This is a genomic window from Victivallis lenta (assembly GCF_009695545.1).
Taxonomy (GTDB): Bacteria; Verrucomicrobiota; Lentisphaeria; order Victivallales; family Victivallaceae; genus Victivallis; species Victivallis lenta.
Genome location: NZ_VUNS01000003.1, coordinates 285,327 through 307,638, shown reverse-complemented (window position 1 = coordinate 307,638; position 22,312 = coordinate 285,327). Strand labels below are relative to the sequence as shown.

The following is a 22,312-nucleotide window of genomic DNA, read 5'->3' as shown; positions in this document are numbered from 1 at the left end:
TATCAACCGCAACAGGGGGTAGCACATGCGTTTCTGAAGTAAAAAAACGTTTTCGCACAAAACTTTTTTTTTATTTCGGAAAATCGTTATGTCTGTACCTTTTCTCTCTTTTTCGCATCTTGTTTTCGGTTATCCGTCGGCGGCCGGCGTGCTGTTCGACGATCTCTCCTGCGTATTTCCCGGCGGCTGGACCGGTGTCGTCGGCTTCAACGGCGGCGGGAAAACCACGCTGCTGAAACTGGCGGCCGGGGAGCTCCGGCCGGAGTCCGGCCGGGTGGACCGCGAGGGGCGGTTCTTCCTGTGCAGCCAGGAGTGCGATGCCGTGCCGCCGGAGCTGGAGGAGCTGATCGTTTCTCCGGGACGGTTCGCGGCGGAGCTGCGCGACACGCTCGGAATCGGTTCCGACTGGGCCGTCCGCTGGCACACGCTGTCGTTCGGTGAACGCAAGCGCTCCCAGATCGGCTGTGCGCTGATTGGCGGATATGACATCCTGCTCCTCGACGAACCGACCAACCACCTCGATGCGGCATCGTCGGAACAGCTTCGCAACGCGCTGCGCAGCTTCGGCGGAATCGGCCTTCTGGTCAGCCACGACCGTACGCTGCTGGACGAATTCTGCGAACAGTGCCTGTTCATCGAGCCGGGTTCCGTCATCATGCGTTCCGGCGGATATTCGGAAGGGAAGCGCCGGCGCGAAATCGAACGCGAAACGTTGCGCGCCACGCTTTCGACCGAAAAAGCCGAACTCGACCGCATGAAGCGCGAACTTCAGCGCCGCCGCGGCAAGGCCGAAGCGGCTCAGGCGAAAAATTCGAAGCGGAAGCTTGCGCGGCACGATCATGACGGCAAGGGACGGATCGACGCCGCCCGCGTCACCGGCCGGAGCTCAGCCGCCGACAACCTCGTAAAACGCCAGCGCGTCCGGGTCGAACGGCAGGCCGCCGAAGTCGCCGGGCTCGGGACGGTAGCGGACGAATCGTACCGGTTCGATATTCCTTACGGAGTCCGGTCGAAACGAAATGTGCTTTTCTCTCTCCCGGCCGGACGCATCAGGCTCGGCGGCGGTCGTTTTCTCGACCATCCGGCACTGGAGATGGCTCCTGCCGACCGGATCGGCATCGCCGGCGGCAACGGCCTCGGCAAATCGACGCTGATCCGCCGTATTCTGCCCGAATTGCGGATCGATCCGGAACGGATGTTGTACCTGCCGCAGGAGATCGAAAAAAGCGAGCGCGAGGCAATCGCGGAAAAGCTCGCTTCGCTATCGGTCCGGCAGCGCGGGTCGGTCATGCGGATCATCCACAACCTCGGGTCGTCCCCCGAACGGGTGCTGGCCTCGGAACGGCTGAGCCCCGGGGAACTGCGGAAACTGCACCTCGCTCTCGGAGTGAATGACGACATCGAGCTGCTGGTCATGGATGAGCCGACCAACCACCTCGACCTGCCGTCGGTGGAGTGTCTCGAGACGGCGCTGGCCGCAGCGCAGTGCGCGCTGCTGCTGGTCAGCCACGACCGGCGTTTTCTCGACCGGCTCTGTCCGGTCCGCTGGCTCCTGGCGAAAGGCCGTCTTCAGATCGAACGGAGCTGACCCTCGATACAACTCGCTCAGAACACAGCGGGCCCCGGAGGAGGCGTTTCGCCTTCCTCCGGAGCCCGCTGCATATTTCATGGGCATGTGCCCCGGAAATCAGGGTTTGACCCAGGTCGCCGTGCGTGCGGCCCGATAGATCGCTTCCATGACGACGTTGCGCGCGGCGGCCTCGTCCGCAGTCACCAGCGGGACGCTCTTTCCTTCGACAGCGTCGAGGAAAAGCGTGAAGGCGTGCGGCAGCTCGGCCGGCAGCTCCTTCCACGGAGAAGAACCGTCGGCGCCGTCGAGTTTCGAGGATTTCACGAAAAGCTCGCCGTTGCGCACATAGGCAAAGCCTTCCGTGCCGCTGATTTCGCAAGTCACCGGATTCATGACATCGACCCAGCCGCCCGAAAGCGTGCCGGCGATTCCGCCCGGGAATTTCAGAAGCGCGGTGCCGGTTTCGTCGCAGTTTTCGCCGTACCGGCCGGTTATCGTCCGGATATCGCCGGTGACCAGCTCCGGCTTGCCGAAAAGCCACATCAGGATATCGAGCGAATGGGTGCCGAGATCCCCGAAGGCGCCGCAGCCCGCGACGGTCGGATCGGCCATCCAGCGGTAATCCGTATCGAACCAGCCGCCGAGCGAACCGTGGTGGCAGTTCACGTGGCGCACGCGGGTGATCCGGCCGAACACACCGTCATTCACCATCTTCTTCAGCGCCTGATGCACGGAAGATCCGCGCATGAAGTAGCCGGTCTGGAACAGCACGCCCGCTTCGCGGACCGCATCGGCCATGGCGAGCGCATCCGCGGCGGAAAATCCGAGCGGCTTCTCGACGAACAGATGTTTTCCGGCCTTCGCGGCGAGCGGAACAATTCCCTTGTGGCGGTCGGTCTCCGAACAGACGACGACCGCATCGGCGGAACCATCCCGGCAGAGCGCCTCGCAACTTGCGGCGACACCGCAGCCGAGCTCTTTGGCATACTTCTCCGCCCGGGACGCATCGTGATCCCAGACCGAGACGACTTCGAATCCCGGACGTTCCTTCAACAGCTTGGCGAAGTGCGGCATATGAATATGCGCGACCCCGGCGACAGCGATTCGTTTCATGACATTCCTCCAAAAAAAATCCCGGCGCAAAACCGGGATCGATTCCAATGCAAACGATTACTTGATCGGCACTTCCTTGCCGCCCTGCTCGGCGGAGCGGTAGATGCCGTCGAGAATCTTCTGGATCGCGAGACCCTCCTCGCCGGAGGCCCGCAGCGGGGTTCCCTTCAGGATGCCGTCAACCCAGTTCTGAAGCTTGCGGGCGAACAGGTAGGTCCAGTCCTTGTTCCAGTCCGGCGCGACGTAATCCGGCTTGATGTGGACCATTGCACCGGCGTCGTCCGTGAAAATCTGCAGCGGATCCCAGTCGCAGCCGCCCTTTTCGCCCATGGCGACGAACTTCCATTCGTCCTTGTCGATATGGGCCGCGAACGACGACTCGATCTGCATGATCATGCCGTTGTCGAAGCGGATATGGCCGATCGCGAGGTCTTCGACCGTGTAGGTCTTGTAGTCCCAGTTCGGCCACATGCTCATGACTTCGCTCGGCTTGTCGCCGAGATAGGTCCAGCAGTTGCCGGTCGCGGCGACCGGCTTCGGCGACCCCATGAAGTAGTGCGCCATTTCGACGACATGCACGCCGATGTCGATCATCGGGCCGCCGCCCTGGAGATCCTTGCGGCCGAACACGCCCCAGTTCGGAATGCCGCGGCGGCGCAGCGCCTGGCACTTCACGAACATGAGCTTGCCGAATTTACCCTCGTCGCGCGCCTTGACCAGATAATCGGTCTTCGAGTTGTAACGGTGCTGGAAGCCGACGGCCAGGAGCTTGCCGGCTTTTTTCGCCGCGGCGATCATCTTTTCACATTCGTCCGGCGTCATCGCCATCGGCTTTTCGACCATCACGTGACAGCCCGCTTCGGAGGCCGCGACCGCGGCCGGGCAGTGAACGCCGTTCGGGGTGCAGATGTCGACCGCTTCCGGCTTGACCGTCTTGAAGAGGTCGTCCCACTTCTCGAAGCACTGTTCGGGCTTGACTCCGTATTTTTCCTGGTACTCGGTCAGCCGTTCCGGATTGATGTCGCAGAAGCCGACCAGCTCGACCTCCGGAATCGATTTGTAGGCCGCCATATGGGCGTGGCTGATACCGCCGCAGCCGATGATCGCCACACGAAGCTTCTTCGGAGCTTCCGCCTTCTTTACCGTTGCCTTCTTCGCCGGAGCCTTTTTGACCGGAGCTTTCGCCGGGGCTTTTGCCGGCGCCTTCTTTGCCGCTGCCGCTTTGGTCGCCATTTCCAGAATTCCTTTCCTAATCGTTCAGGGATCTACCCTTTCTTTATTATATCGCAGCATTTTACGGATTGCAAGCGGTTGCATTCCCCCGGATCGATTTTTTGCGAGGAAAATCAATCCCCGCCGGGCTCCCGGAACGGCGTTCCGGCTCCGCGGTCCGTTTTCTCATTTCGGTTGCGCTGCGATCCGATGGGATTTCCGCTGTTTTTCCGTTTTTTTTCAGATTGCCTATTGACAAATGTACCGGTACATGTCATAATTAATACCGAACGATGCGGGAGACGCGGCAAAGCGGGCTCTCTCTTTTTTGAAAGATTGAATGTACCGGTACATTTCAACAGGGGAATTCAAATCCATGGTTACGCTTTCAGAAATTGCACGCGAGGCGGGGGTATCGAAATCCACCGTGTCGAAAGCGCTCCTGGGCGGCGGCGGAAAAACCACGAAAGTCAGCGACCGCACGGTCCGGCTCGTGCGTGAAACCGCCGACAAGCTCGGCTACCGGCCGAATCTCGTCGCCCAGCAGCTTGCGCACCGCAAGAACGACATCATCGGCGTCATCATCGACAGCCAGTGCTGCGGGCTCTACAACAACATCATGGCCGCGATCGAAAAGCGGATTTTCCTTTCAGGGCGACGGCTCCAGATCGGCCTGGTGCATGACAGCTTCGACACGATCCGGCGATATGTGGACGACCTGCTCGGCTACAATATCGAAAGCGTGATCTGCCTCGCCCACTATTACGACTTCGCCGCGACGATTCCGCCGCTGTTCAAGCCGTTCCGGAACGTGCTCTTCATCAATCCGCCGCTGAGCAGGGAGCCGTTCAGCTTCGTTTCTCCGGATTACTACGGCAATTTCCGTCTCGCGGTCGACGCGCTGCTCCGGCGCGGCCACCGCCGGATCGTCTACGCCAAAACCGCGTACGACACGCCGGACTGCCACGCCCGGCTTCGCGCCTACCGCGACGCCCATGCCTCCGCCGGGCTCCCGGTCGACGAGGAGCTGATTTACTGCAAGCCGCTGCGCGAAATCGACACGCCGGAGCTGGTCGAAACCTTTCTCGACGATGTGCTTCCGCTCCGGCCGGATGCCCTGCTGCTCGGCAATCCGACCACGATCGGCTTCTGCCTGAAGCAGCTCCGCAAACGCGGTCTCGCCGTCCCCGGCGACCTGTCGATCGTCGGGATGGACGACTGGCCGACCGCCGAGGCGTTCACTCCCGAAATCGCCGCGATCAGCAACAATTACGACGCCGTGGCGGAACGCGCCGTCGAAATCATCACGCGCAACCAGAAGCTGGATCAGCCGGAGCTGATCCAGGAGTATATTCCCGGTGCATTCATCGAACGCGGTTCCTGCATTCCAACCCGGAAAGCCTAAACAGAAGGAGATTCGCCATGAAACGGAATTCTTTCACCCTCATCGAACTCTTGGTGGTTATCGCGATCATCGCCATCCTCGCCTCCATGCTGCTTCCGGCGCTGAATCAGGCGCGCGAAAAAGGGAAGTCGGCCGGCTGCGTCTCGAATCTCAAGAATCTCGCGCTCACCTCGAGTCTCTACCGGAATGATTACGACGACCGGCTGGCCACCGCCTATTTCCGGTACGACGGCAAGCTGCTGACGTTTCACCATATCTTCAATGAATTCTACAAACTGCCGGAGAAGTCGCTGATCTGTCCCTCCGTGCCGAACGCCGTCAAACTCAGCGACCAGGCCGCCGCCGCCCAGCGCGAAAAAATCTACACCTACGGAATCTGGTTCAAGGCGACCGGCCCGAACAGCATAACCGACGGCTTCAAATATTCGACAATCCTCAGCCGGCGGGCCAAAACCTCGAAGCTCGTGGAGTTCGGCGACTCCGAACCGAACCCGGACAACGGCACCGCCGGCCTCAGCTCGGACGTCACTGCGCTGATCCAGGCCGGCAAGTACTGGGGAGCGGGCAAGCGGGACGGCTGGTATCCGGTTGCGGTGCGTCACTCCCTGCGCGGAAACCTTTCGATGTTCGACGGCCACGTCGAATCCAGGCAGTGGGGAGAGCTGCAGAGCGACCTCATCACCTACTGGTGCCCGATGTACGCCTACAACCGCTGGTGGACCGACCGGGTCATGCAGTAAACACCTCACAAAGAAAACTCCAACAACAGGATCAGCCATGCTCAAGACCCGTATTGTCTCCGCGCTCTGCGTCTCCCTGCTGCTCGCCGCCTCCGGCGCCGAAATCGATCTGTCGGGCTACCTGCCGCCAGCCGCCGGCGACCGGGGAGGCTCACTCGTCCGCAACGCCGGTTTCGAACAGGGCGCCGCCGGCTGGGAGAATATTGACGGAACCGAATGTTCCACCGGCTCATACGGCATCAACCAGACCGGCGGGCTTCATTACCGTCGTCCGGCCCCCGGCGGCTACCGGCAGGTGTCGCAGCAGATCAGGATCGTTCCCGGCAGGCGCTACCGCTTCGGCGCGATGGTCCGCACCAGGGGCGTCACCGGCGAAGGCGCCGGAATCTGCATTGAAGGGTACGACGACAAATACGCCGGGGGCGGCTACGTCCACAACCGGACCGGCGACACCGACTGGCAGCTGCTGACCGGAGAGTTCACAGCAAAACCGGACCGGACCGATGCGAATTACAAGATTACGCTGTATCTGCGCAAAAACGCGACCGGCGAGGCGTGGTTTGACGATGTGTTCGTCAACGAGATCGCGCCGCGGCTCAGGGCGGACACCAGTTACCCGACCCATCACACGCTGAATCCGGGCGGCGACGTCGAGCTTTTCACGCTCTACGAAGGCGAGGACGGCGACGGGCACTTTCAGCTCGTCGAAGTCGAACAGAACGGCGGAAAACTCGGGCAGTGGAAATTCCCCGCCAATCTCCGGAACCTGAAATTCCGGCCGGACAAGCTCGAAAACGGCTCGTTCACGATCATCTGCCGCCGCATCGACCCGGCCGGGAAGCGGATTCTCGCCGAGGCGCAGATTCCGATGACCTTTTCTCCGGCTCCCGCGCTTCCGGCCAACGCCGCGACGATCGATGCGGACCGGCGGCTCATCGTCGGGGGGAAACCCTATATGCCGCTCGGGCTCTACACCCAGCAGGTCACCCGCAGGGATCTCGAACTGATCGCGGCGAGCCCGTTCAACTGCATCATGCCGTATAAAAGCCCGGTCCTGAAGCTGGAGGATTCGAAGCTGACCGGCGACGACGCGGTCGCCGAAGCGCTCGACCTTTGCGACAAGCTCGGCATCAAGGTGCTGTTTTCTTTGAAAGACCTGTTCAACGAGGGTGACGACGCAGTCGTGACCCGGTTGGTTGAACGGTTCAGGAATCACCCGGCGCTGCTTTCGTGGTACATCTGCGACGAAGCCGCGGTGGACAGGATTCCGGAGGTCGCGGCGCGGCGGCGGCTGGTCAACCGGCTCGACCCGTTCCACCCGACCTGGTCGGTCTTCTACCAGTGGCCGGACTTTCACCACTACGTGCCGTGCCAGGACGTGTTCGGCAACGACCCGTATCCGATCAACTTCCGCGACGACAGCCACATCGAAGGGACCGACGCCTCGACCCGCGCGGCGGAGGCGCTGAACATGCCGCTCTGGAGTGTGCCGCAGATTCACCATACCGGCTTCTACAACTTCGGCGGCACGAAATGGCAGGAAAATCCGGTTCCGTACTTCAGCACGCAGCGCGCCCCGAACGAGGAGGAGATGAATACGATCTGCCTGCTCGAAGCGATGCGCGGCGCAAAGGGGTTCGTGATGTATTCGTACTTCGATCTGCACTGGGGCCCGGACAAGCTTCAGTTCGAGCGGCGCTGGCCGATCGTCTGCCGGGTGGCGGAACGGCTGAAGAAACTCGAACCGTATCTGCTGTCGGCTGAAGCCGCGCCCGAAGTGAAAACCGAAGCCGTCAAAGGCAAAATCTACGCCCGCGCTTTCCGCGCGGCGGACGGTTCGACCCGGGTCCTGGTCTGTCAGGTGAGTTCCGGAGAGGGAGAAGCGAAACTCACCGTCGGCGACGGTGAAACCGGTTATCTCTCCGAAAACGGCCGCACGGTCGAAGTATCGCCCGGCGTCTACCGGTTCTTCGGCAAGAACACCACGTTCGACATCCTGCGGAAAGAGTAACCCATGAGAAAGCTGTTCCTGATCGTTGTCATTGCACTCGCGCTGGCCTCCGTCTGCACGGTTCTTTCGCTTCGGTCGAAGGCGGACCGGCCGGTGCTGGTCTGGGCGACCGGAATCTGCCCGGAACGGTACGAGCAGGCCGAGCTGTTCCGGAAATGGCTGGTCAGGAACGGCCACACCGCGCCGGACGGCGGTCCGGTCTGCGACATCGAGCTTCAGGCGAGCGACCAGCAGAGTTCGTTGATCCAGGCGGTCTCCGGCATGGGCAGCGACCTGATCGACCGGATTGCAGTCGAACGGTTTGCTCCGATGGGGGTGCTCGAAGACATCACGGAATTCGCCTGTGAAAACGGGCTGAATCCGGAAAGGAACTATGGCCCGGCCGCCGAGCTCCTGACCTGTGAGGGCCGGCAGTACGTTTACCCGTGCAATCTCGCCTGTTACGGGCTGCTCGTGAACGTCGATACGTTCGAAAAGGTCGGCATGGCCGCGCCGCCCGAGGAATGGACGCCGGAGGAGTTCGAACGGATCGGGCTCGAGTTCACCCGCCGCGCCAACGCCGGGAAGCCGCGGCAGGAGGTGTTTTTCTGCGCCTGGACTCCGATGATGCTCCAGCTTGCCCGCAGCCGCGGCGCAGACGTTTTCAACGAGACACTGACCGCCGCAAAACTGAACCGTACCGAATTCATCGATGCAGTGAAGCTCCAGCACAAGTGGACCGAAATCGACCACCTGATGCCGACCGCCGCCGAGCGGGCGGGCGACCACAGCCGGCAAAGCGTCAACAACGACGCATCGCTGCTGTTCGCGTCGGGCCGGTACGCGATGTTCCTGACCGGGCGTTACGCAAACATGGATTTGCGCCGCATGAAGCAGCCGGTGCGCCAGTCGTTCAGCCAGCTTCCTCAGTTCGGATTCAAAAATATGCGGCTTCTCGCCCGCAGCACCGGAATCTACCGGGGGACGAAGTATCCGGAATATGCGAAACTTTTCCTGCTCTTCCTGGCTGACCGCGAATACAACAATCAGATCATCACCGGTGCGGACGGGCTGCCGCCGAATCCGGCTTTCGCGGAGAACAATCCGGAATACCTGAATCCGCCGGAATATCCGAACGAAGGCAATCTGCACGCAAACGAGCTGAAATGGGCGAAAACGATCGGTTTCAACGATCCGGTGTCGCCGTATTACCCGCTCGGCGACAACAAATTGAACTACGCATACGAAAAGTTCACTAACGGACTTGCGACGCCCGAGCAGGCGCTTACCGACGCGGAACGGTTCATCAACCACTCGATCGCGGAACATGCCGCCTCCTCCGGGGCGATACGGAAGCGATATGAAGCCGATTGCGCGTTACAGCGGAAAATCGACGAATACAAAGCGGCGGGGAAAAAGCTGCCGACCGAGTGGATCAGGAACAGCTTCCTCCGGGCGTGGTATGCTCAGCAGGGGATGCTTGAGTAAGGATGCGTCTGCAAATGTGCCAAAAAAGATAATAAAGTAAAAATCAAGGCGGCTAAGCCGCCTTGATTTTTACTTCATCATCTCTTCGGTCAGTCTCTGCATCGCATCGGACTGTTCTTCCATCGAACGCACCAGCGCTATCTGCGTCCGGCAGCGGTCGAGGTTGTGTTCCGGACGGTGAATCCGGAAATAGACATCCCCTTCCAGGTAATCGGTCAGGAAACGAATCGCCGTCTCCAGCGTGATCAGCCGACCCGCAAACGGCAGCAGCGACTTCTCCAGCGGAGAAAGAAAGTTCCCGGCTCCAGCCAGGTAACCGCGCAGCAGCGCCTCGAACATCCCGAAACGCATGACGACCTTCGACAGATCGCGTTCGTCCTCGAGCGCCGGACTCGTCCCCGTGCGCACCATGTCTCCGAAGTCGTAATGCGGCAGCCCCGGCATGACCGTGTCGAGATCGATCACGCAGCAGCCGCTGCCGGTCAGGTCGTCGATCAGAACGTTGTTCAGCTTCGTGTCGTTATGCGTCGTCCGTTCGGTGATCTCCCCTGCCGCCTGGAGGTCAAGGAGTTTCGAGCAGTCGGCGCCGCGCCGCCGGATGAACTCGAGCTCCGGCCCGACCGCCGCCAGCCTCCCGGCACGGTCCTCCTTTGCCGCCCGCTCCAACGCGGCAAGGCGCGAAACCGTGTTGTGGAAATTCGGAATCGTCTCATTCAACCGCCCCTCGAGATCGGCAAGATCGTTCTGGAAACACCCGAACGCCGAAGCCGCCTCGAACGCCTGCTCCGGCGTCTCGAGGATGTCGTAGGTGCGCGCATTTTCGACAAAGCAGTAACAGCGGAAAAAGTTCCCTTCGCCGTCGCGCACGAACGGACGGCCGCCCTTCGCCGGAACCAGCTCGAGCGTCCTGTGACGCGTAGCCGGATTCCCGGCACGTTCGAGACGGATCTTCTCGCGGATATGGGAGGTCACACGTTCAAAGTTCTCCATCAGCTGCTCCGGCTGCTTGAACACATTCGTATTGACCCGCTGCACGATGTAGCGGACCCGGGTGCCGCTCTGGTCGAACGTCACCGCGAATGTATCGTTGATATGGCCCGTGCCGAACGGCACGCCGATCACATATTCGCCCCGGAGATCAAAGGAGCCGCAGACGCCGCGCAAATCGTATTTCATTGTCGAATATCCTTATATGAAGATCAGTTTCCCTCCTACCCAATATAGAATGCGGAGCGGATTTGCAAAATGGAAATTTTCACAACACCTATGGACTTTTCCGCATTCCGGAGATATAGTAGGAAAGGTGAGAGCTTATCCCTGAATCGGAAGCCGGGAAAGCGAAGCGTTAAATCAACGGTCACGCCGAAGGGAAAAAAGCGATGACAACTGCGTTCGAACTGTTTCTGAGCGATGAGGTTCAGTCCCTGATCGACCACTTCGCCGCAGTGCTGGACCTGCGCGTGACCTTCTTCTCCGTGGACGGGCGCGAGCTGCGCCGCGGCCAGCATATGCGCAACAGCGACTACTGCGCGATGGTCCAGCAGGAGCTCGGCACGCTGAAGGAGTGTCTTTCGATGGACACCGCCAAGCGGACCGAAGCCGTCGCAAAGCGCGGCATCATCGACTACCGCTGCCACGCGGGCCTGCGCGAAGCGATCGCTCCCGTGTTCATCCATGACAAACTGGCCGGATTCCTGATGATCGGCCAGTTCCGCTCGAATGACGAAGTCCCGGACTGCATGCTGAAACGGTGCGCGACGGCCGAACAGCGGGCGCGGCTCGGCGCGGCATTCCACGCCCTGCCGAAAATCAACGCCGAAAAGCTCGAAAACATGCTCGGGCTTTTCAAAATGCTGATCGATTACATCAGCGTGCGCGAACTCGCGGTCCTCCAGGGCGACCGGCTGCGTCACGACATCGACCGCTACCTCGAGCAGCACTGTACCGAGGAAATCCGGCTGCCGGAAATGGCGCGCAAGCTCGGCCGCAGCGTTTCGACCATTTCGCAGTTCCTCCGCCGCAACTACCAGACCAGCTTCAAGGAACTGCTGATCGAGCGCCGCCTCGAAAAAGCCGAAGAGTACTGGCGCGCCAATCCGGAGGCGACGGTCGGCGAAGCAGCATTCGCGGCGGGCTTCACGGATCAATTCTATTTCTCCCGGGTGTTCCGCAAACGGCGCGGCCTGCCGCCCGGCGAGTACCGCGACCGGAAACGCAGCGTCCGGCACTCATAGCCGGAGCCGCACTCCGGTTCCCGCGCGGAATCAGACCACGGCTTCGGCCGGACGCTTCCGGCAGCGGATCTCGTTGAGACAGGCGAAGCCGTTCGCTTCATCCGGCTCGAGATAGCTGCCCTCGGTCCATTCATTCCAGGCATTGACGGTCACGATCCGCTGCGAGGGCGGGAGTCCGGCGGCGAACTGTGCGGCGGCCTCCAGCGCCGCCCCGAATTCGCGGGGAGCCTGTTCCATGATCGGCATATGCGGATAACCCGCGTTGGTGAACGGCAGATTCTGGACAGTTCGCGGAGACGGGTCCCAGCCGACCGTCACATTCGGGAAATACGGCACGCCGAACTTCCGGGCAGCCTCCTCCCAATACGCGCGGTTCGCCTCAAACACTTCGCGGCAGCCGGTGCGCGGAAAGCGGTCGAGCCGGGCGTGGTGAACCCAGACATAGCTGGTCACGCTGTCGAATCGAAGGCGCCGGACGATCTCTTCCGGACAGTCCGCCGCCGTTTCGCCCGGAAGCAGTTGCACGCCCCAGAGCACCGCGTTCAGGTGCAGCCCCGGGAAGCCGGCCTTCCGCACCTTGCTCCGGAACCGGCCGAGCGCGGCCGCCGCATTCTCCCAGCCGCCGAGCCCTGCGGCCAGCTGGTAAACTTCGTAAATCGAGAAATACGGGCAGCCGTCGATTTTCCAATAGGACGGATGCCGGAAGTGGGTTCCGATCATATAATCAGTCATCCGTTCAAAGCTCTCCGGCGTGACCGCGCCGCGGTGAAGCAGCCGTGCGCTGCCGTCCGCCGGGAGAGGGTGAATGTCAGTCCAGTCATGATTGGCCCACATCAGCGCATAGGCGAGTTCTCCGCAGTTCGGCGCGCCGTGGAAACCTTCCAGCAGCGCCCGTTCGAGGAACGGGCCGTCGTCATAATAATACCAGTCGAACAGGAATGCGTCGATTCCGGAGTCGGAGGCCGCCCGGATTTTCCGGGCCATGACGCGCGGATCGGCCTCGTCTTCCCACCCCCAGAGCGGCACCTTCGGCTGCCGGTGCCCGGGGAAACGCGGCCGCGCACTGCGCACAAGCTCCCATTCGGTCCAGCCCCGCCCGTGAACCGCTTCGTTGCGCGGATCGGCGTGGTAGTTCGGAAAGTAGTAAACAGCAATCTGGATATCCTTCATGATCGTCTCCGGTCAGGGCATGGTGATCGTCTCTCCGGCGGAGCCGACGACCTGTTTGATCTGGCAGAGGCCGTTGCGCAGATCGCCCGCCTCCTGTGCGGCGACATGCCCGTCCGCCATCAGGACATTGGCCTTTTTGCCGTGGTTCAGCGCGATTCCGCCGGTCCCCTCCAGGAAGTTGCCGGTCGGCCGGAAAGCCCAGTAGCCGTACCCGGTGTTTCCGTTCTCAATGCGCCGGGAACAGGCGCCGAGCAGGAACCGGGAGGCTTGCGGAATCCGGTGATAGACCAGCGTTCCGCCGTTCCAGCCGCCGTCGATCGGGTCCCGGATGATCGAAGCGCCGGTGATTCCGTTCCAGTCCGGCACGACCGGGTGCAGGAACGCGTAGCTGAAATATTTCGTATAGTCCCGGTTCGGCCCCGGCGTCTTCGTGCAGAAGAACAAGCTTGTGGCGGTCAGGTAGGCTGAGTTTTTGAAATTCCCGTTTCCTCCGGCCGCGTTTTCCCCGCCGAGCACCTGCGGCAGATTGTTTTCATTCCGGTCGCGGAGCACGATGCAGCCGTTGAAGTCATTCGTGTACAGGATGATTCCGCGGCCGATCTGGCCGAGATTGTTGACGCAGGAGGCCCGTTTGCCGGATTCACGCGCCTGGTTCAGCGCCGGCAGCAGCATCGAGGCGAGAATCGCGATGATCGCAATTACGACAAGCAGTTCGATCAAGGTAAATTTCTTCATCATACCACCATTTCCTTCCATTATTTGCCGTAGACAACCCGTACGTTGCGGATGTAGTAGGTGAAATCATCGCACTTCGGATTCATGCCGATGCGCAGCATCCTGACGCCGGCGGGATCGAAACCGCCGAAGATCACGATCCGCTTTTCCCACTTGTCCGACACCGCGGGGAAACGCATCCAGAACGCCTTGCCGTGCTCCTGCACCGTGTCGAGCACCGCCATCAGCGCCGTGTAGGCAATGCCGTGCCGGATCTCGGGCCCGGCTTTGATCTCGAAAGTGATGCCGACCGCCCCGGCCAATGACTCGCCCGGCAGATCGAGCAGATATTCCGGATAGATCCAGCGGTCGGTGCCGGGAGCGAAGACGGTTTTCAGTTTCAGCGCCTGCTCCTTCTCATCGAAGGAGATCTCCATTTCCCCGGAGGAATTCGCCCGCCAGCGGGCCGGGCTGCGCCACTCCGGCTCCCGGCCGACGTTCTCCGCCAGCATCGCCCCGGTCTGGATCAGCGGCACGACGGCGGGTGTGATCTCCCGGCCGCCGAAGCGGCCGGAGAAGGCCAGGTCGACCTGACAGCCGCCCGCCGGAATCTCCGGCGTGACTTCAAGCGGAATTTCCACCTTCGAAAATGGTCCGACCGTCAGCTTCTCCGGAAGTCCGGCCGCCCGTCCGCCCCGCATCGTGACGAAACCGCTTTTCGGCTCCGCGCTGAAATTGTACACTTCAAGCGTCAGTTTGCCGGGGATCGCGGTCAAATCCGCATACGCACCGGATCGGGCAACCTTGAACTCCTCCCCGGGAACCGGCTTCAGCACGATCGAAAGGTCGTACTGATCCGGCCGCTCCGGGGCGGCCGCCGCCGGAACCGGAACCGTCGCGGACAATCCCGAAAGTCCGCCGAGATAGGCCGGATAACGCGTCGCGGTCAATTCGAGCGAGCCGTTCTCCGACCGAACCCGTGACGGTGTGCCGAAAATGCCGCTCAGCCGGTAGCTGCCGTCCGGCTGCTTCAGGCGGAATTTCCGTTCCTTTCCGTCGAACTCCCGGCCGTCGATTCCGCTTTTGCTCCAGAATGCGAGCGTCTGCGTGCCGTCCGGCTGTGCATAGAGGTAGCCGCACACGTTCTCCGCCGGTTCAAGCGTGCCGAGCAAACGCGCATTGCCGAGCTCCGCATTCAGCGCGGCGAAGGCGACATAGGCGGGCTTGACCGTCAGGTCCATGCGAAGCAGTCCCCAATCCTTCTTCCCCTCGTTTTCCCAGTACGGCGTCATGACGAAAAAGAAATCCCGCTCCACCCCGAGTGACTGCATGAGAAGCTGCGATTTCGGCACGAATTCGGCGACCTGCAGCTCCTGCCGGAACGAATGCACCATCGTGCCGGGGCGGTAACTCCGGCACGCGGCGTTTCCATCGACATTCGTGCCGTTTTCGGTCAGCCAAACCGGCATGTGTCCGAGGCCGTGCTTCGCCATCTCGGAACGCAGCCGCGAAATCGTCCACGGATAATCCGAAAGCGAGCTGTACACATGGTAATTGAAGGCATCGATGTATTCACCGATGCCGCTTTTGAGCGCGGTATGGGCGAAATGCTGCAGCGGGGAGACGCAGAAAGAGCTGTTCAGCACCCGGAGCGCCGGATCAGCCGCCTTGACACCGAGCGAAAACGCCTTGGTTCCGGCGGCCAGAAGCCAGGCCGGCCCGTGGAAAGCATTGTCGGGCTCATTGAAAAATTCCCAGGCGAAAATCCGGCCGCGATACTGTCCGGCCAACCGCTTCGACGATTCGTACACCGCCGCCAGATCATTCGGAAAGTCATCCGTCGGCTTCGTCCACGCCGGTGCCATGTCGAAAATCGTGCAGATCCGAATGCCGCGTTCCTCCAGCAAAGCGGCGTTGCGTTCGTAAACTCCGGGATCGAAAACGCCGCGTTCAGGTTCGACATGTTTCCAGCCGAAACGGTCGCGGACCACACTGAAACCGGCCCGGCGGCAGAGTTCGCTGACCGCTCCGTACTGCTCGCCCGGAAAGCGTTCGTTCCACTTCTTCGCGCCGGAGAGCCAGCTCTGCGCCGTATCCACGGCGAAGAAGCTTTCCGGATTCGGTTTCCGCGTCGAGGCGTCCGCAACGACCGCAAAGCTCATCGGTTCGCCGAATTTCCGGCTGTCCGACTCGAGCGCCAGCGTATAATAGCCGCGCGGCAGCTCCGGCAGCGTCAGCTGCCTGCCGCCGTTCTCCGGCCAGGCTCCCGCGGAAACGGTCTCTCCGGTCCAGTCCGCAACCCGGTAACGCAGATTTCCCGCGATCGATCCGCCAAACTCGAACCGGACCGGTTCGGTGTCGTAAAAAACTCCGGAGACCGGTTTGCTCTTTACCGCCATCACGACCGGCAGCGGCGGAAGCAGCGACGGATCGACCGGCCCGCCGTCCGCAACCAGCCGGAAACCGCGCACCCGAAGCGTGGTTTTCCCGGGATTCTCCGGGTTCAGGCCGACCGAAAACGTCCGCAGCGTTGCGGCATCGGCCGGGTCCAGCTTCACACTCACGCGCCGCCACTCCGGGCCGGGAACCGGATAGGCGAGATAACGCCCGCCGGCAATCACGAAGGCGTGTCTGATGCCGCCCGGACAATCCGCCTTCACCTCGAACGAAAGCTCCGTGCAACCTGCCGCCGAATCGAACTGCCGCAGCGCGAAAACCGGATAGAACCAGAGATCCCCGGCTTCGGCAAAGAAGGCTTCGAACCGCACAGCGCCGTTCTCCTGCACGATGTTCAGTTCTCCCGAAGCGTTTCTCGTCCAGTTCTCCGCCCGGTTCATCCTTCCTGCCCATTCGGGCTCCGCCGCCGGAACCCGGAGCACGACAGCGCACAGCACCGCAAAAAATCCGGCTCCAATCAGAAAATGTCTCATCGACCGCATCCTCCCATGTTGACTGCCGTTCCCGGCACCTTCCTGCGAATCAACCATCCATCTATAAATTCACATTATGATCTATATTTAATTATGACAAACTATATCATAAAAAGCAATAGCGAACGGCAAAATTTCTGAAAAAATTACGATATGGCAGACGAAGATGAAAAACCGCCTCTCTTACGATTCCGGCGTGATTTCTCAAGCGAAGCAAATATCCCGCGTCTCCGGCAAGGAGACGACAGATCCGACCCGGCTCCGCAACTATTTCACGGCAGGAAGAAAAATCGCATGACGACCGACGCTCCGATTACGGGACGGATCTCTTCATGCCGTCCGGCGGCAGCAAGCCCGGAACAGAGTCCGAAGCCATCCGGGCAGAAAAAAGCCCTCCCCCGCCCGGAAGCGGAGAAGGGCCGGATTGATCGGAGAAACAATTACTTCGCCTGGCAGACCGTGATGACGATCTGGCCGAAGATGTCTTCGGAAACGCAGCCGCGCGACAGGTCGTTCAGCGGCTTCGCCAATCCCTGCAGAATCGGGCCGTAGGCGTCGGCCTTCGCGAGACGCTGCACGAGCTTGTAGCCGATGTTGCCCGCGTTCAGGTCCGGGAAGATCAGGATGTTCGCGCCGCCTGCAAGCGGGCTGCCCGGCGCTTTGGCGGCGGCGACGCCCGGCACCAGCGCAGCGTCGGCCTGAAGTTCGCCGTCGGCGACGATATCGAGCTTTTCAGCCTCGATCTTCTCCTTCATCAGCGCGGCGGCCTCCTTGACCTTGTTCAGAATCTCATGGTCGGCGCTGCCCCTGGTCGAGAACGACAGGAATGCGACCTTCGGCTGGCCGCCGAGCAGCGAACGGTAGGTCGCACTGGTGGCCAGCGCGATGTCGACGAGCTCCTGCGCATTCGGATTCGGGTTCACGCCGCAATCCGCGAACAGCAGCACATCGTCGCCGGACGGAGTCGGGCTCTTGAGGTCCATCACGAAGCAGCTGCTCGCGATTTTGATTCCCGGCGCGGTCCCGATGCAGTGGAACGCGGCACGCAGCATATCGGCGGTCGAAGCGATGCTGCCGGCCACCAGGCCGTCGGCCAGGCCGCGGCGGCACATCATCGCACCGAAGTAGATCCGGCTTTTCATGGTCGCGGCGGCCTTCTCCGGCGTCATGCCCTTCTTCTCGCGCATCTTGCAGAACTCGGCGGCGAAATCGTTGAAGAGCCCGCTGTTCAGGTAGTCGATCGTTTCGAAGTTGCGAGCGGCGATGCCCGCCTTCGCGCAGGCTTCGGCGATTTCCGCCTCGCTGCCGAGCACAACGGCTTTTGCGACGACTTTTTCTTCGACCGCCTTGTTCGCGGCGGCGACCACGCGCGGGTCCTGCCCTTCCGGCAGGACGATCACTTTCGGGTTCTTCCGGGCGCGTTCGATCAGGGTTGTCAGAATCGACATTTCAACTTACTCCAAATCAATCAATTTTCAGGTTGTTTACTTCTTGAGTCCGAGCGTGTTGACCGTATCCGTCGCGATCATGAGCTCCTCGTCGGTCGGCATGACGATCATCTTCCACTTGCTGTCGTCGGTCGAGATCACGCCCGGCTTGCCGAAGCACTCCTTGTTGCGCTCGTCGTCGAGCTTCAGGCCGAGCGCACCGAGCTGGCTCGTGATGCGCTTGCGCATCGGAACCGAATATTCGCCGACGCCGCCGGTGAAGACCAGCGCATCCGCCCCGCCGAGCAGGACATAGTAGGCGCCGACGTATTTGACCACGCGCCGGGCGAACATCTTGAGCGCGAGCTCCGCCTGCTCATTGCCGCCCTCGGCCGCGTTGATCATGTCGCGCATGTCGCCGGAGTTGATGCCGCCGACGCCGTAGAGGCCGGACTTCTTGTTCAGGATCGTGTCGACCTCCTTCGTCGAATGACCCAGCTCGATCAGGTGGATCACGACGGCCGGGTCGAGGTCGCCGGACCGGGTGCCCATCATGAGCCCTTCGAGCGGCGTCAGGCCCATCGTCGTATCGATGACCTTGCCGTTCTTGACCGCCGCCATGCTGCAGCCGTTGCCGAGGTGGCAGGTAATAAGCGTCACATCCTCCGGTTTCTTGCCGAGGAATTCGGCGGTGGCGAGCGTCACATAGCGGTGGCTCGTGCCGTGGAAACCGTATTTGCGGATGCCGTACTTCTCGTAATATTCGGTCGGAATCGCGTAGAGATATGCTTCCGGCGGCATGGTCATATGGAACTGGGTGTCGAACACGGCCACGTTCGGAATGCCCGGCATGGCGGCTTCGCACGCCTCGATGCCGGCGAGGTTGGCCGGGTTGTGCAGCGGCCCGAGCGGAATGTATTCGCGGATGATCTCCTTGACGCCCTCGTCCACCTTCACCGGCTTCGTGATCTTCTCCCCGCCGAGCAGGACGCGATGGCCGATCGCCACGATTTCGCCGAGGTCCTTCATGACGCCGTCGGCCGGATCGACCAGCTTGGCGCAGACCCGCTTGAGCGCCTCTTCGAGATTCCTGACCGGTACGATCCCTTCGAACTTGAGCCCGTCGGACAGGCGCTTGTAGATCATGTTCGGCTTGTCGGTGCCGAGACGCTCGAACTGTCCTTTGGCCAAAACCGTGTTGTTCGCCATCGAGAACAGCGTGAATTTCATCGAACTGCTGCCCGCGTTGATGACCAGTACCTTCATTTCTTCCTTCTTTCCCTGCGTTGAATATTGAATATGATTAACCGTCAATCGATAAAACAGCCTGACCGCAGAAAAGCGGGAAAGGAGCCCGGACCAGGCTCCTTCGCCCGCGTCATTTCTTGCGGAAAACGATCCGGCCTTTGGTCAGGTCGTACGGCGACATTTCGAGCGTCACCGAATCCCCCGGCAGGATGCGGATGAAGTTCATGCGCATCTTGCCCGAAATGTGGGCGTTGACCGTATGACCGGTCTGGATCTCCACCTTGAACATTGTGTTGGGCAGCAGCTCGCGCACCACCCCTTCCACGCGAATTACGTCGTCTTTGGCCACGTTAAAATCTCCGATTCGTTTTCTGTGATTAAAACCATATGTTCAAAATGAGCGGCGCAGGCGCCGTCTCGAGTTCGTACCGTCCAGTGGTCATGCGAATCGGTCGTGACCTTGTGCGTCCCGAGATTCAACATCGGCTCAATGCAGATCACCATCCCCGGAACCAGCAGCGCGCCGCGGCCGAAGCCGACGAAATTCGGCACCTCCGGCGGCTCGTGGAGCTTCACGCCGCAGCCGTGGCCGACATATTCGCGCACCACGCCGAGACGGTGCCTCTTCGCGGTGGATTCGACCGCCTGGCTGATGTCCCGGATGCAGTTTCCGCGCTTCGCCTGCTTGATACCGGCCATCAGCGCCTCTTTCGTGCCGTGCAGCAGCCGCTTGAGATCCGGCGTCAGCTCCCCGAAACCGAAAGTCAGCGCCGTATCGCCGATGCCGCCGTCGAGCTCGATGCCGACATCGATGCTGACGATGTCCGTATCGAGCAGAATGCGGTCCGGCGTGCCGATGCCGTGCACGACTTCGTCATTGACCGAGATGCAGATGTTGCCGGGGTAGCCGCGATAGCCGAGAAACGCGCTCTTCCCGCCGGTCGCGCGGATCAGCTCGCCGGCGAGCTGATCCAGATCGAACGTGGTCATGCCGGGCCGGGCCTGGGCGGCAATTTCGTCGCGGACCTGCGCGGTAACCGCGGCGGCGAGACGAATCCGCGCAATCTCCTCCGGAGTGTGGATGACCTGATCGCGCGACATGATTATTCCAGCTCCGCCGCGAGAACGGCGCAGATCTTGTCCTTGTCGGTCTCGGTGATTTCAAGCATCAGCCCCTGCTTCCGGTAATAATCGATAAGCGGGCTGGTCTGCCTGTAGAAGACCTCGAGGCGCGACTTCGCGGTCTCGAGCGAGTCGTCCGGCCGCTGGAACAGCTCGGAGCCGCAGTCGTCGCAGACGTTCTCGACCTTCGGCGGCATAAAGAGCTTGTTGTAGATCTTGCCGCACTTTCTGCAGTTCAGCCGGGCGGTCAGGCGCTTCAGGATCACATCGTCGTCGACCTTGAAGTAGACGACGCGGTCGAGCTTCCTGCCGAGCGAGGAGAGTGCCTCCTCAAGCAGTTCGGCCTGGCGGATGGTCCGCGGAAAGCCGTCGAGAATGAAGCCGTTATCGCAGTCGGGCTGCGCGAGACGTTCGCGCACCATCCCGGCAATGACTTCGTCCGGAACGAGCTTGCCTTCCTTCATGAGTTTTGCGGCCTCGCGGCCGAGTTCGGTGTCGCGCTTGACTTCGTCGCGCAGAATGTCGCCGGTCGAGATATGCGCCATCGGATGACGCTCGAGCAGCAGCGCCGAGAAGGTTCCCTTGCCCGCGCCCGGAGCGCCGACGAAGATCAGATTTTTCTGTTTCAGCATTGTCTTTCTCTCTTTGATGTAAAGTTAAAGGTTCCGGGCGAAGCCGATCAGGTAACCGGCCAGCTCCGGATCCGCAAGTTCGATCTGTTCCCCGGTCGCCATGGTCTTGACTGCGGCGACTCCCTTTTTCAGCTCCTCCTCGCCGCGGATGACTGCGAGAAGAGCGCCGGATTTATTCACATTCCGGAGCTGCGCCTTGAAGGAGCGCTCCTCAAGCTCAAGCTCGACCCGGATGCCGGCCCGGCGAAGCTCTCCGGCCAGCTTCAGATTCGCAATCCGCGCCTCTTCGCCGAGGCCGACCAGGTAGACCGGCAGGACCGGGGAGGCGGGCGCGCCGACTCCGAGCACGTCCTGCACCATCAGCAGCCGCTCCATGCCGGCCGCGAAACCGACGCCCGGGACCGGCTTTTTCTGGCCCGGCAGATAGAGTTCGTAACGGCCGCCGCCGGCGATCGCGGTCTGCGCGCCGAGTCCGCCGTGCGTGACTTCGAAAACGGTATGCACGTAATAGTCGAGCCCGCGCACCAGCAGCGGATCGACCGTGTATTCGACGCCGAGCGCGGTAAGCGCCGCCCGGACTTCGTCGAAGTAGGCGCGCGACGCCTCGCTGAAACTCGCGACATAATCCGGCGCTTCGGCGACGACCTTCCGGCACGCCTCCTGCTTGCAGTCGAGGATGCGCCAGACATTGCGGGTCAGCCGCGCCTTGCAGTCGTCGCACATGCCGTCGATATGCCGCCCGAAATAGTCAGCGAGCAGCTTTCCGGCCGGACCGCGGTCCTCCATGACGCCGCGCGTATTGATCGCGAGCTTCGCGTCGGTGATCCCGATCGAATGCAGATAGTCCATCAGCATCGCGATGCATTCGGCATCGATGAGCGGCGCGACCCGGCCGACGTTTTCGACACCGACCTGGTGGAACTGGCGGCGGCGTCCGGCCGCCGGGCGTTCGCCGCGGAACATCGGCCCGTAATAGTAGACCCGCTGCTCGACGCCGTTCATGACATCGGTGCACGACAGCGCACGCATGACGCCCGCCGTGCCCTCGGGGCGCAGCGTCAGGCTCCGGCCGCCACGGTCCTCGAAGGTATACATCTCCTTCTGAACCACTTCCGTCTCGTTCCCGAGGCCCTTCTGAAACACTTCGGTGTACTCGAAAACGGGGGTCCGGAGCTCACCGTAACCGTATCTGGAAAAGACCGCCGCAGCGGTGTTTTCCAGATTCCGCCAGCGGCGCGCCTCGTCCGCGAAAATGTCCGCCGTACCGGGCGGGGGGGCAAAGGTCGCCATTTCAAAAACTCCCAGTTTCAGCCGTGA

The 22,312-nt window shown here is 61.5% G+C and carries 18 protein-coding genes; 6 read left to right on the top strand and 12 right to left on the bottom strand.

Annotation, left to right across the window (positions count from 1 at the left end):
• Window positions 1–88 precede the first annotated feature (88 nt).
• Window positions 89–1,588 (top strand): ATP-binding cassette domain-containing protein, encoded by a 1,500-nt coding sequence (locus tag FYJ85_RS05090; RefSeq protein ID WP_154417175.1) that lies wholly within the window; start codon window positions 89–91, stop codon window positions 1,586–1,588.
• Between the two features lie 99 nt (window positions 1,589–1,687).
• On the opposite strand, the gene FYJ85_RS05085 is transcribed toward FYJ85_RS05090, so the two are convergent.
• Window positions 1,688–2,683 carry a Gfo/Idh/MocA family protein gene (locus FYJ85_RS05085; RefSeq protein WP_154417174.1) on the bottom strand — a complete coding sequence of 332 codons (996 nt, stop codon included), beginning with the start codon at window positions 2,681–2,683 and terminating at the stop codon, window positions 1,688–1,690.
• 57 nt (window positions 2,684–2,740) lie between these two features.
• Entirely contained in the window at window positions 2,741–3,916 is a 1,176-nt protein-coding gene (locus tag FYJ85_RS05080; RefSeq protein ID WP_154417173.1) for a Gfo/Idh/MocA family protein, read from the bottom strand.
• 355 nt (window positions 3,917–4,271) lie between these two features.
• On the opposite strand from FYJ85_RS05080, the gene FYJ85_RS05075 reads away from it, so the two are divergent.
• From FYJ85_RS05075 to FYJ85_RS05060, 4 genes are read left to right on the top strand one after another with little or no spacing between them, the layout of a single operon-like run.
• Complete coding sequence (locus FYJ85_RS05075; protein WP_158704084.1) at window positions 4,272–5,300, top strand: LacI family DNA-binding transcriptional regulator; 1,029 nt, start codon at window positions 4,272–4,274, stop codon at window positions 5,298–5,300.
• 17 nt (window positions 5,301–5,317) lie between these two features.
• On the top strand, window positions 5,318–6,040 hold the full coding sequence (locus FYJ85_RS05070) for a prepilin-type N-terminal cleavage/methylation domain-containing protein (protein ID WP_106054000.1): 723 nt from the start codon (window positions 5,318–5,320) through the stop codon (window positions 6,038–6,040).
• A gap of 37 nt (window positions 6,041–6,077) precedes the next feature.
• A complete protein-coding gene (locus tag FYJ85_RS05065; protein WP_154417172.1) occupies window positions 6,078–8,051 on the top strand; it encodes a hypothetical protein in 1,974 nt (657 codons plus the stop codon).
• A 3-nt stretch (window positions 8,052–8,054) separates the two neighbouring features.
• Window positions 8,055–9,518, top strand: coding sequence for an ABC transporter substrate-binding protein (locus tag FYJ85_RS05060; RefSeq protein ID WP_154417171.1), 1,464 nt, complete (start codon window positions 8,055–8,057; stop codon window positions 9,516–9,518).
• Window positions 9,519–9,587: 69 nt separating this feature from the next.
• Here the strand turns inward: FYJ85_RS05060 and FYJ85_RS05055 are convergent, their stop codons facing one another.
• Window positions 9,588–10,694: a phosphotransferase enzyme family protein gene (locus FYJ85_RS05055; RefSeq protein ID WP_154417170.1), complete on the bottom strand. Its 1,107-nt coding sequence runs from the start codon at window positions 10,692–10,694 to the stop codon at window positions 9,588–9,590.
• 203 nt (window positions 10,695–10,897) lie between these two features.
• Here FYJ85_RS05055 and FYJ85_RS05050 point away from each other — a divergent pair, with 203 nt between their 5' ends.
• Window positions 10,898–11,752, top strand: a complete 855-nt coding sequence (locus FYJ85_RS05050) for a PocR ligand-binding domain-containing protein (protein WP_106053806.1) — start codon at window positions 10,898–10,900, stop codon at window positions 11,750–11,752.
• Between the two features lie 30 nt (window positions 11,753–11,782).
• Here the strand turns inward: FYJ85_RS05050 and FYJ85_RS05045 are convergent, their stop codons facing one another.
• The 9 genes from FYJ85_RS05045 to hisS all read right to left on the bottom strand — a co-directional run bounded on the left by FYJ85_RS05045 (window position 11,783) and on the right by hisS (window position 22,285).
• Window positions 11,783–12,922 carry a glycoside hydrolase family 99-like domain-containing protein gene (locus FYJ85_RS05045; RefSeq protein WP_154417169.1) on the bottom strand — a complete coding sequence of 380 codons (1,140 nt, stop codon included), beginning with the start codon at window positions 12,920–12,922 and terminating at the stop codon, window positions 11,783–11,785.
• 12 nt (window positions 12,923–12,934) lie between these two features.
• A complete protein-coding gene (locus FYJ85_RS22955) occupies window positions 12,935–13,660 on the bottom strand; it encodes a prepilin-type N-terminal cleavage/methylation domain-containing protein (RefSeq protein ID WP_206212981.1) in 726 nt (241 codons plus the stop codon).
• A 17-nt stretch (window positions 13,661–13,677) separates the two neighbouring features.
• Window positions 13,678–16,566, bottom strand: a complete 2,889-nt coding sequence (locus FYJ85_RS05035; RefSeq protein WP_206212980.1) for a beta-galactosidase — start codon at window positions 16,564–16,566, stop codon at window positions 13,678–13,680.
• Window positions 16,567–17,006: 440 nt separating this feature from the next.
• Window positions 17,007–18,014: a phosphate acetyltransferase gene (gene pta / locus FYJ85_RS05030; RefSeq protein WP_106053811.1), complete on the bottom strand. Its 1,008-nt coding sequence runs from the start codon at window positions 18,012–18,014 to the stop codon at window positions 17,007–17,009.
• A 36-nt stretch (window positions 18,015–18,050) separates the two neighbouring features.
• Entirely contained in the window at window positions 18,051–19,259 is a 1,209-nt protein-coding gene (locus tag FYJ85_RS05025; protein ID WP_154417167.1) for an acetate/propionate family kinase, read from the bottom strand.
• 112 nt (window positions 19,260–19,371) lie between these two features.
• Complete coding sequence (gene infA, locus FYJ85_RS05020; protein WP_106053813.1) at window positions 19,372–19,590, bottom strand: translation initiation factor IF-1; 219 nt, start codon at window positions 19,588–19,590, stop codon at window positions 19,372–19,374.
• The gene (gene map / locus FYJ85_RS05015; RefSeq protein WP_154417166.1) at window positions 19,572–20,342 is read right to left on the bottom strand and encodes a type I methionyl aminopeptidase; all 771 of its coding nucleotides are present in this window, start codon (window positions 20,340–20,342) and stop codon (window positions 19,572–19,574) included. Before map ends, infA begins: the two co-directional genes overlap by 19 nt.
• Before the next feature lie 2 nt (window positions 20,343–20,344).
• The gene (locus tag FYJ85_RS05010) at window positions 20,345–20,995 is read right to left on the bottom strand and encodes an adenylate kinase (protein ID WP_106053815.1); all 651 of its coding nucleotides are present in this window, start codon (window positions 20,993–20,995) and stop codon (window positions 20,345–20,347) included.
• A 24-nt stretch (window positions 20,996–21,019) separates the two neighbouring features.
• Window positions 21,020–22,285: a histidine--tRNA ligase gene (hisS, locus tag FYJ85_RS05005; protein ID WP_154417165.1), complete on the bottom strand. Its 1,266-nt coding sequence runs from the start codon at window positions 22,283–22,285 to the stop codon at window positions 21,020–21,022.
• Between the last annotated feature and the right edge of the window lie 27 nt (window positions 22,286–22,312).

Coding starts and splice junctions, on each gene's coding strand:
- FYJ85_RS05090 (WP_154417175.1), top strand. CDS start 89: ATGTCTGTACCTTTTCTCTCTTTTTCGCATCTTGTTTTCGGTTATCCG.
- FYJ85_RS05085 (WP_154417174.1), bottom strand. CDS start 2,683: ATGAAACGAATCGCTGTCGCCGGGGTCGCGCATATTCATATGCCGCAC.
- FYJ85_RS05080 (WP_154417173.1), bottom strand. CDS start 3,916: ATGGCGACCAAAGCGGCAGCGGCAAAGAAGGCGCCGGCAAAAGCCCCG.
- FYJ85_RS05075 (WP_158704084.1), top strand. CDS start 4,272: ATGGTTACGCTTTCAGAAATTGCACGCGAGGCGGGGGTATCGAAATCC.
- FYJ85_RS05070 (WP_106054000.1), top strand. CDS start 5,318: ATGAAACGGAATTCTTTCACCCTCATCGAACTCTTGGTGGTTATCGCG.
- FYJ85_RS05065 (WP_154417172.1), top strand. CDS start 6,078: ATGCTCAAGACCCGTATTGTCTCCGCGCTCTGCGTCTCCCTGCTGCTC.
- FYJ85_RS05060 (WP_154417171.1), top strand. CDS start 8,055: ATGAGAAAGCTGTTCCTGATCGTTGTCATTGCACTCGCGCTGGCCTCC.
- FYJ85_RS05055 (WP_154417170.1), bottom strand. CDS start 10,694: ATGAAATACGATTTGCGCGGCGTCTGCGGCTCCTTTGATCTCCGGGGC.
- FYJ85_RS05050 (WP_106053806.1), top strand. CDS start 10,898: ATGACAACTGCGTTCGAACTGTTTCTGAGCGATGAGGTTCAGTCCCTG.
- FYJ85_RS05045 (WP_154417169.1), bottom strand. CDS start 12,922: ATGAAGGATATCCAGATTGCTGTTTACTACTTTCCGAACTACCACGCC.
- FYJ85_RS22955 (WP_206212981.1), bottom strand. CDS start 13,660: ATGATGAAGAAATTTACCTTGATCGAACTGCTTGTCGTAATTGCGATC.
- FYJ85_RS05035 (WP_206212980.1), bottom strand. CDS start 16,566: ATGAGACATTTTCTGATTGGAGCCGGATTTTTTGCGGTGCTGTGCGCT.
- pta (WP_106053811.1), bottom strand. CDS start 18,014: ATGTCGATTCTGACAACCCTGATCGAACGCGCCCGGAAGAACCCGAAA.
- FYJ85_RS05025 (WP_154417167.1), bottom strand. CDS start 19,259: ATGAAGGTACTGGTCATCAACGCGGGCAGCAGTTCGATGAAATTCACG.
- map (WP_154417166.1), bottom strand. CDS start 20,342: ATGTCGCGCGATCAGGTCATCCACACTCCGGAGGAGATTGCGCGGATT.
- FYJ85_RS05010 (WP_106053815.1), bottom strand. CDS start 20,995: ATGCTGAAACAGAAAAATCTGATCTTCGTCGGCGCTCCGGGCGCGGGC.
- hisS (WP_154417165.1), bottom strand. CDS start 22,285: ATGGCGACCTTTGCCCCCCCGCCCGGTACGGCGGACATTTTCGCGGAC.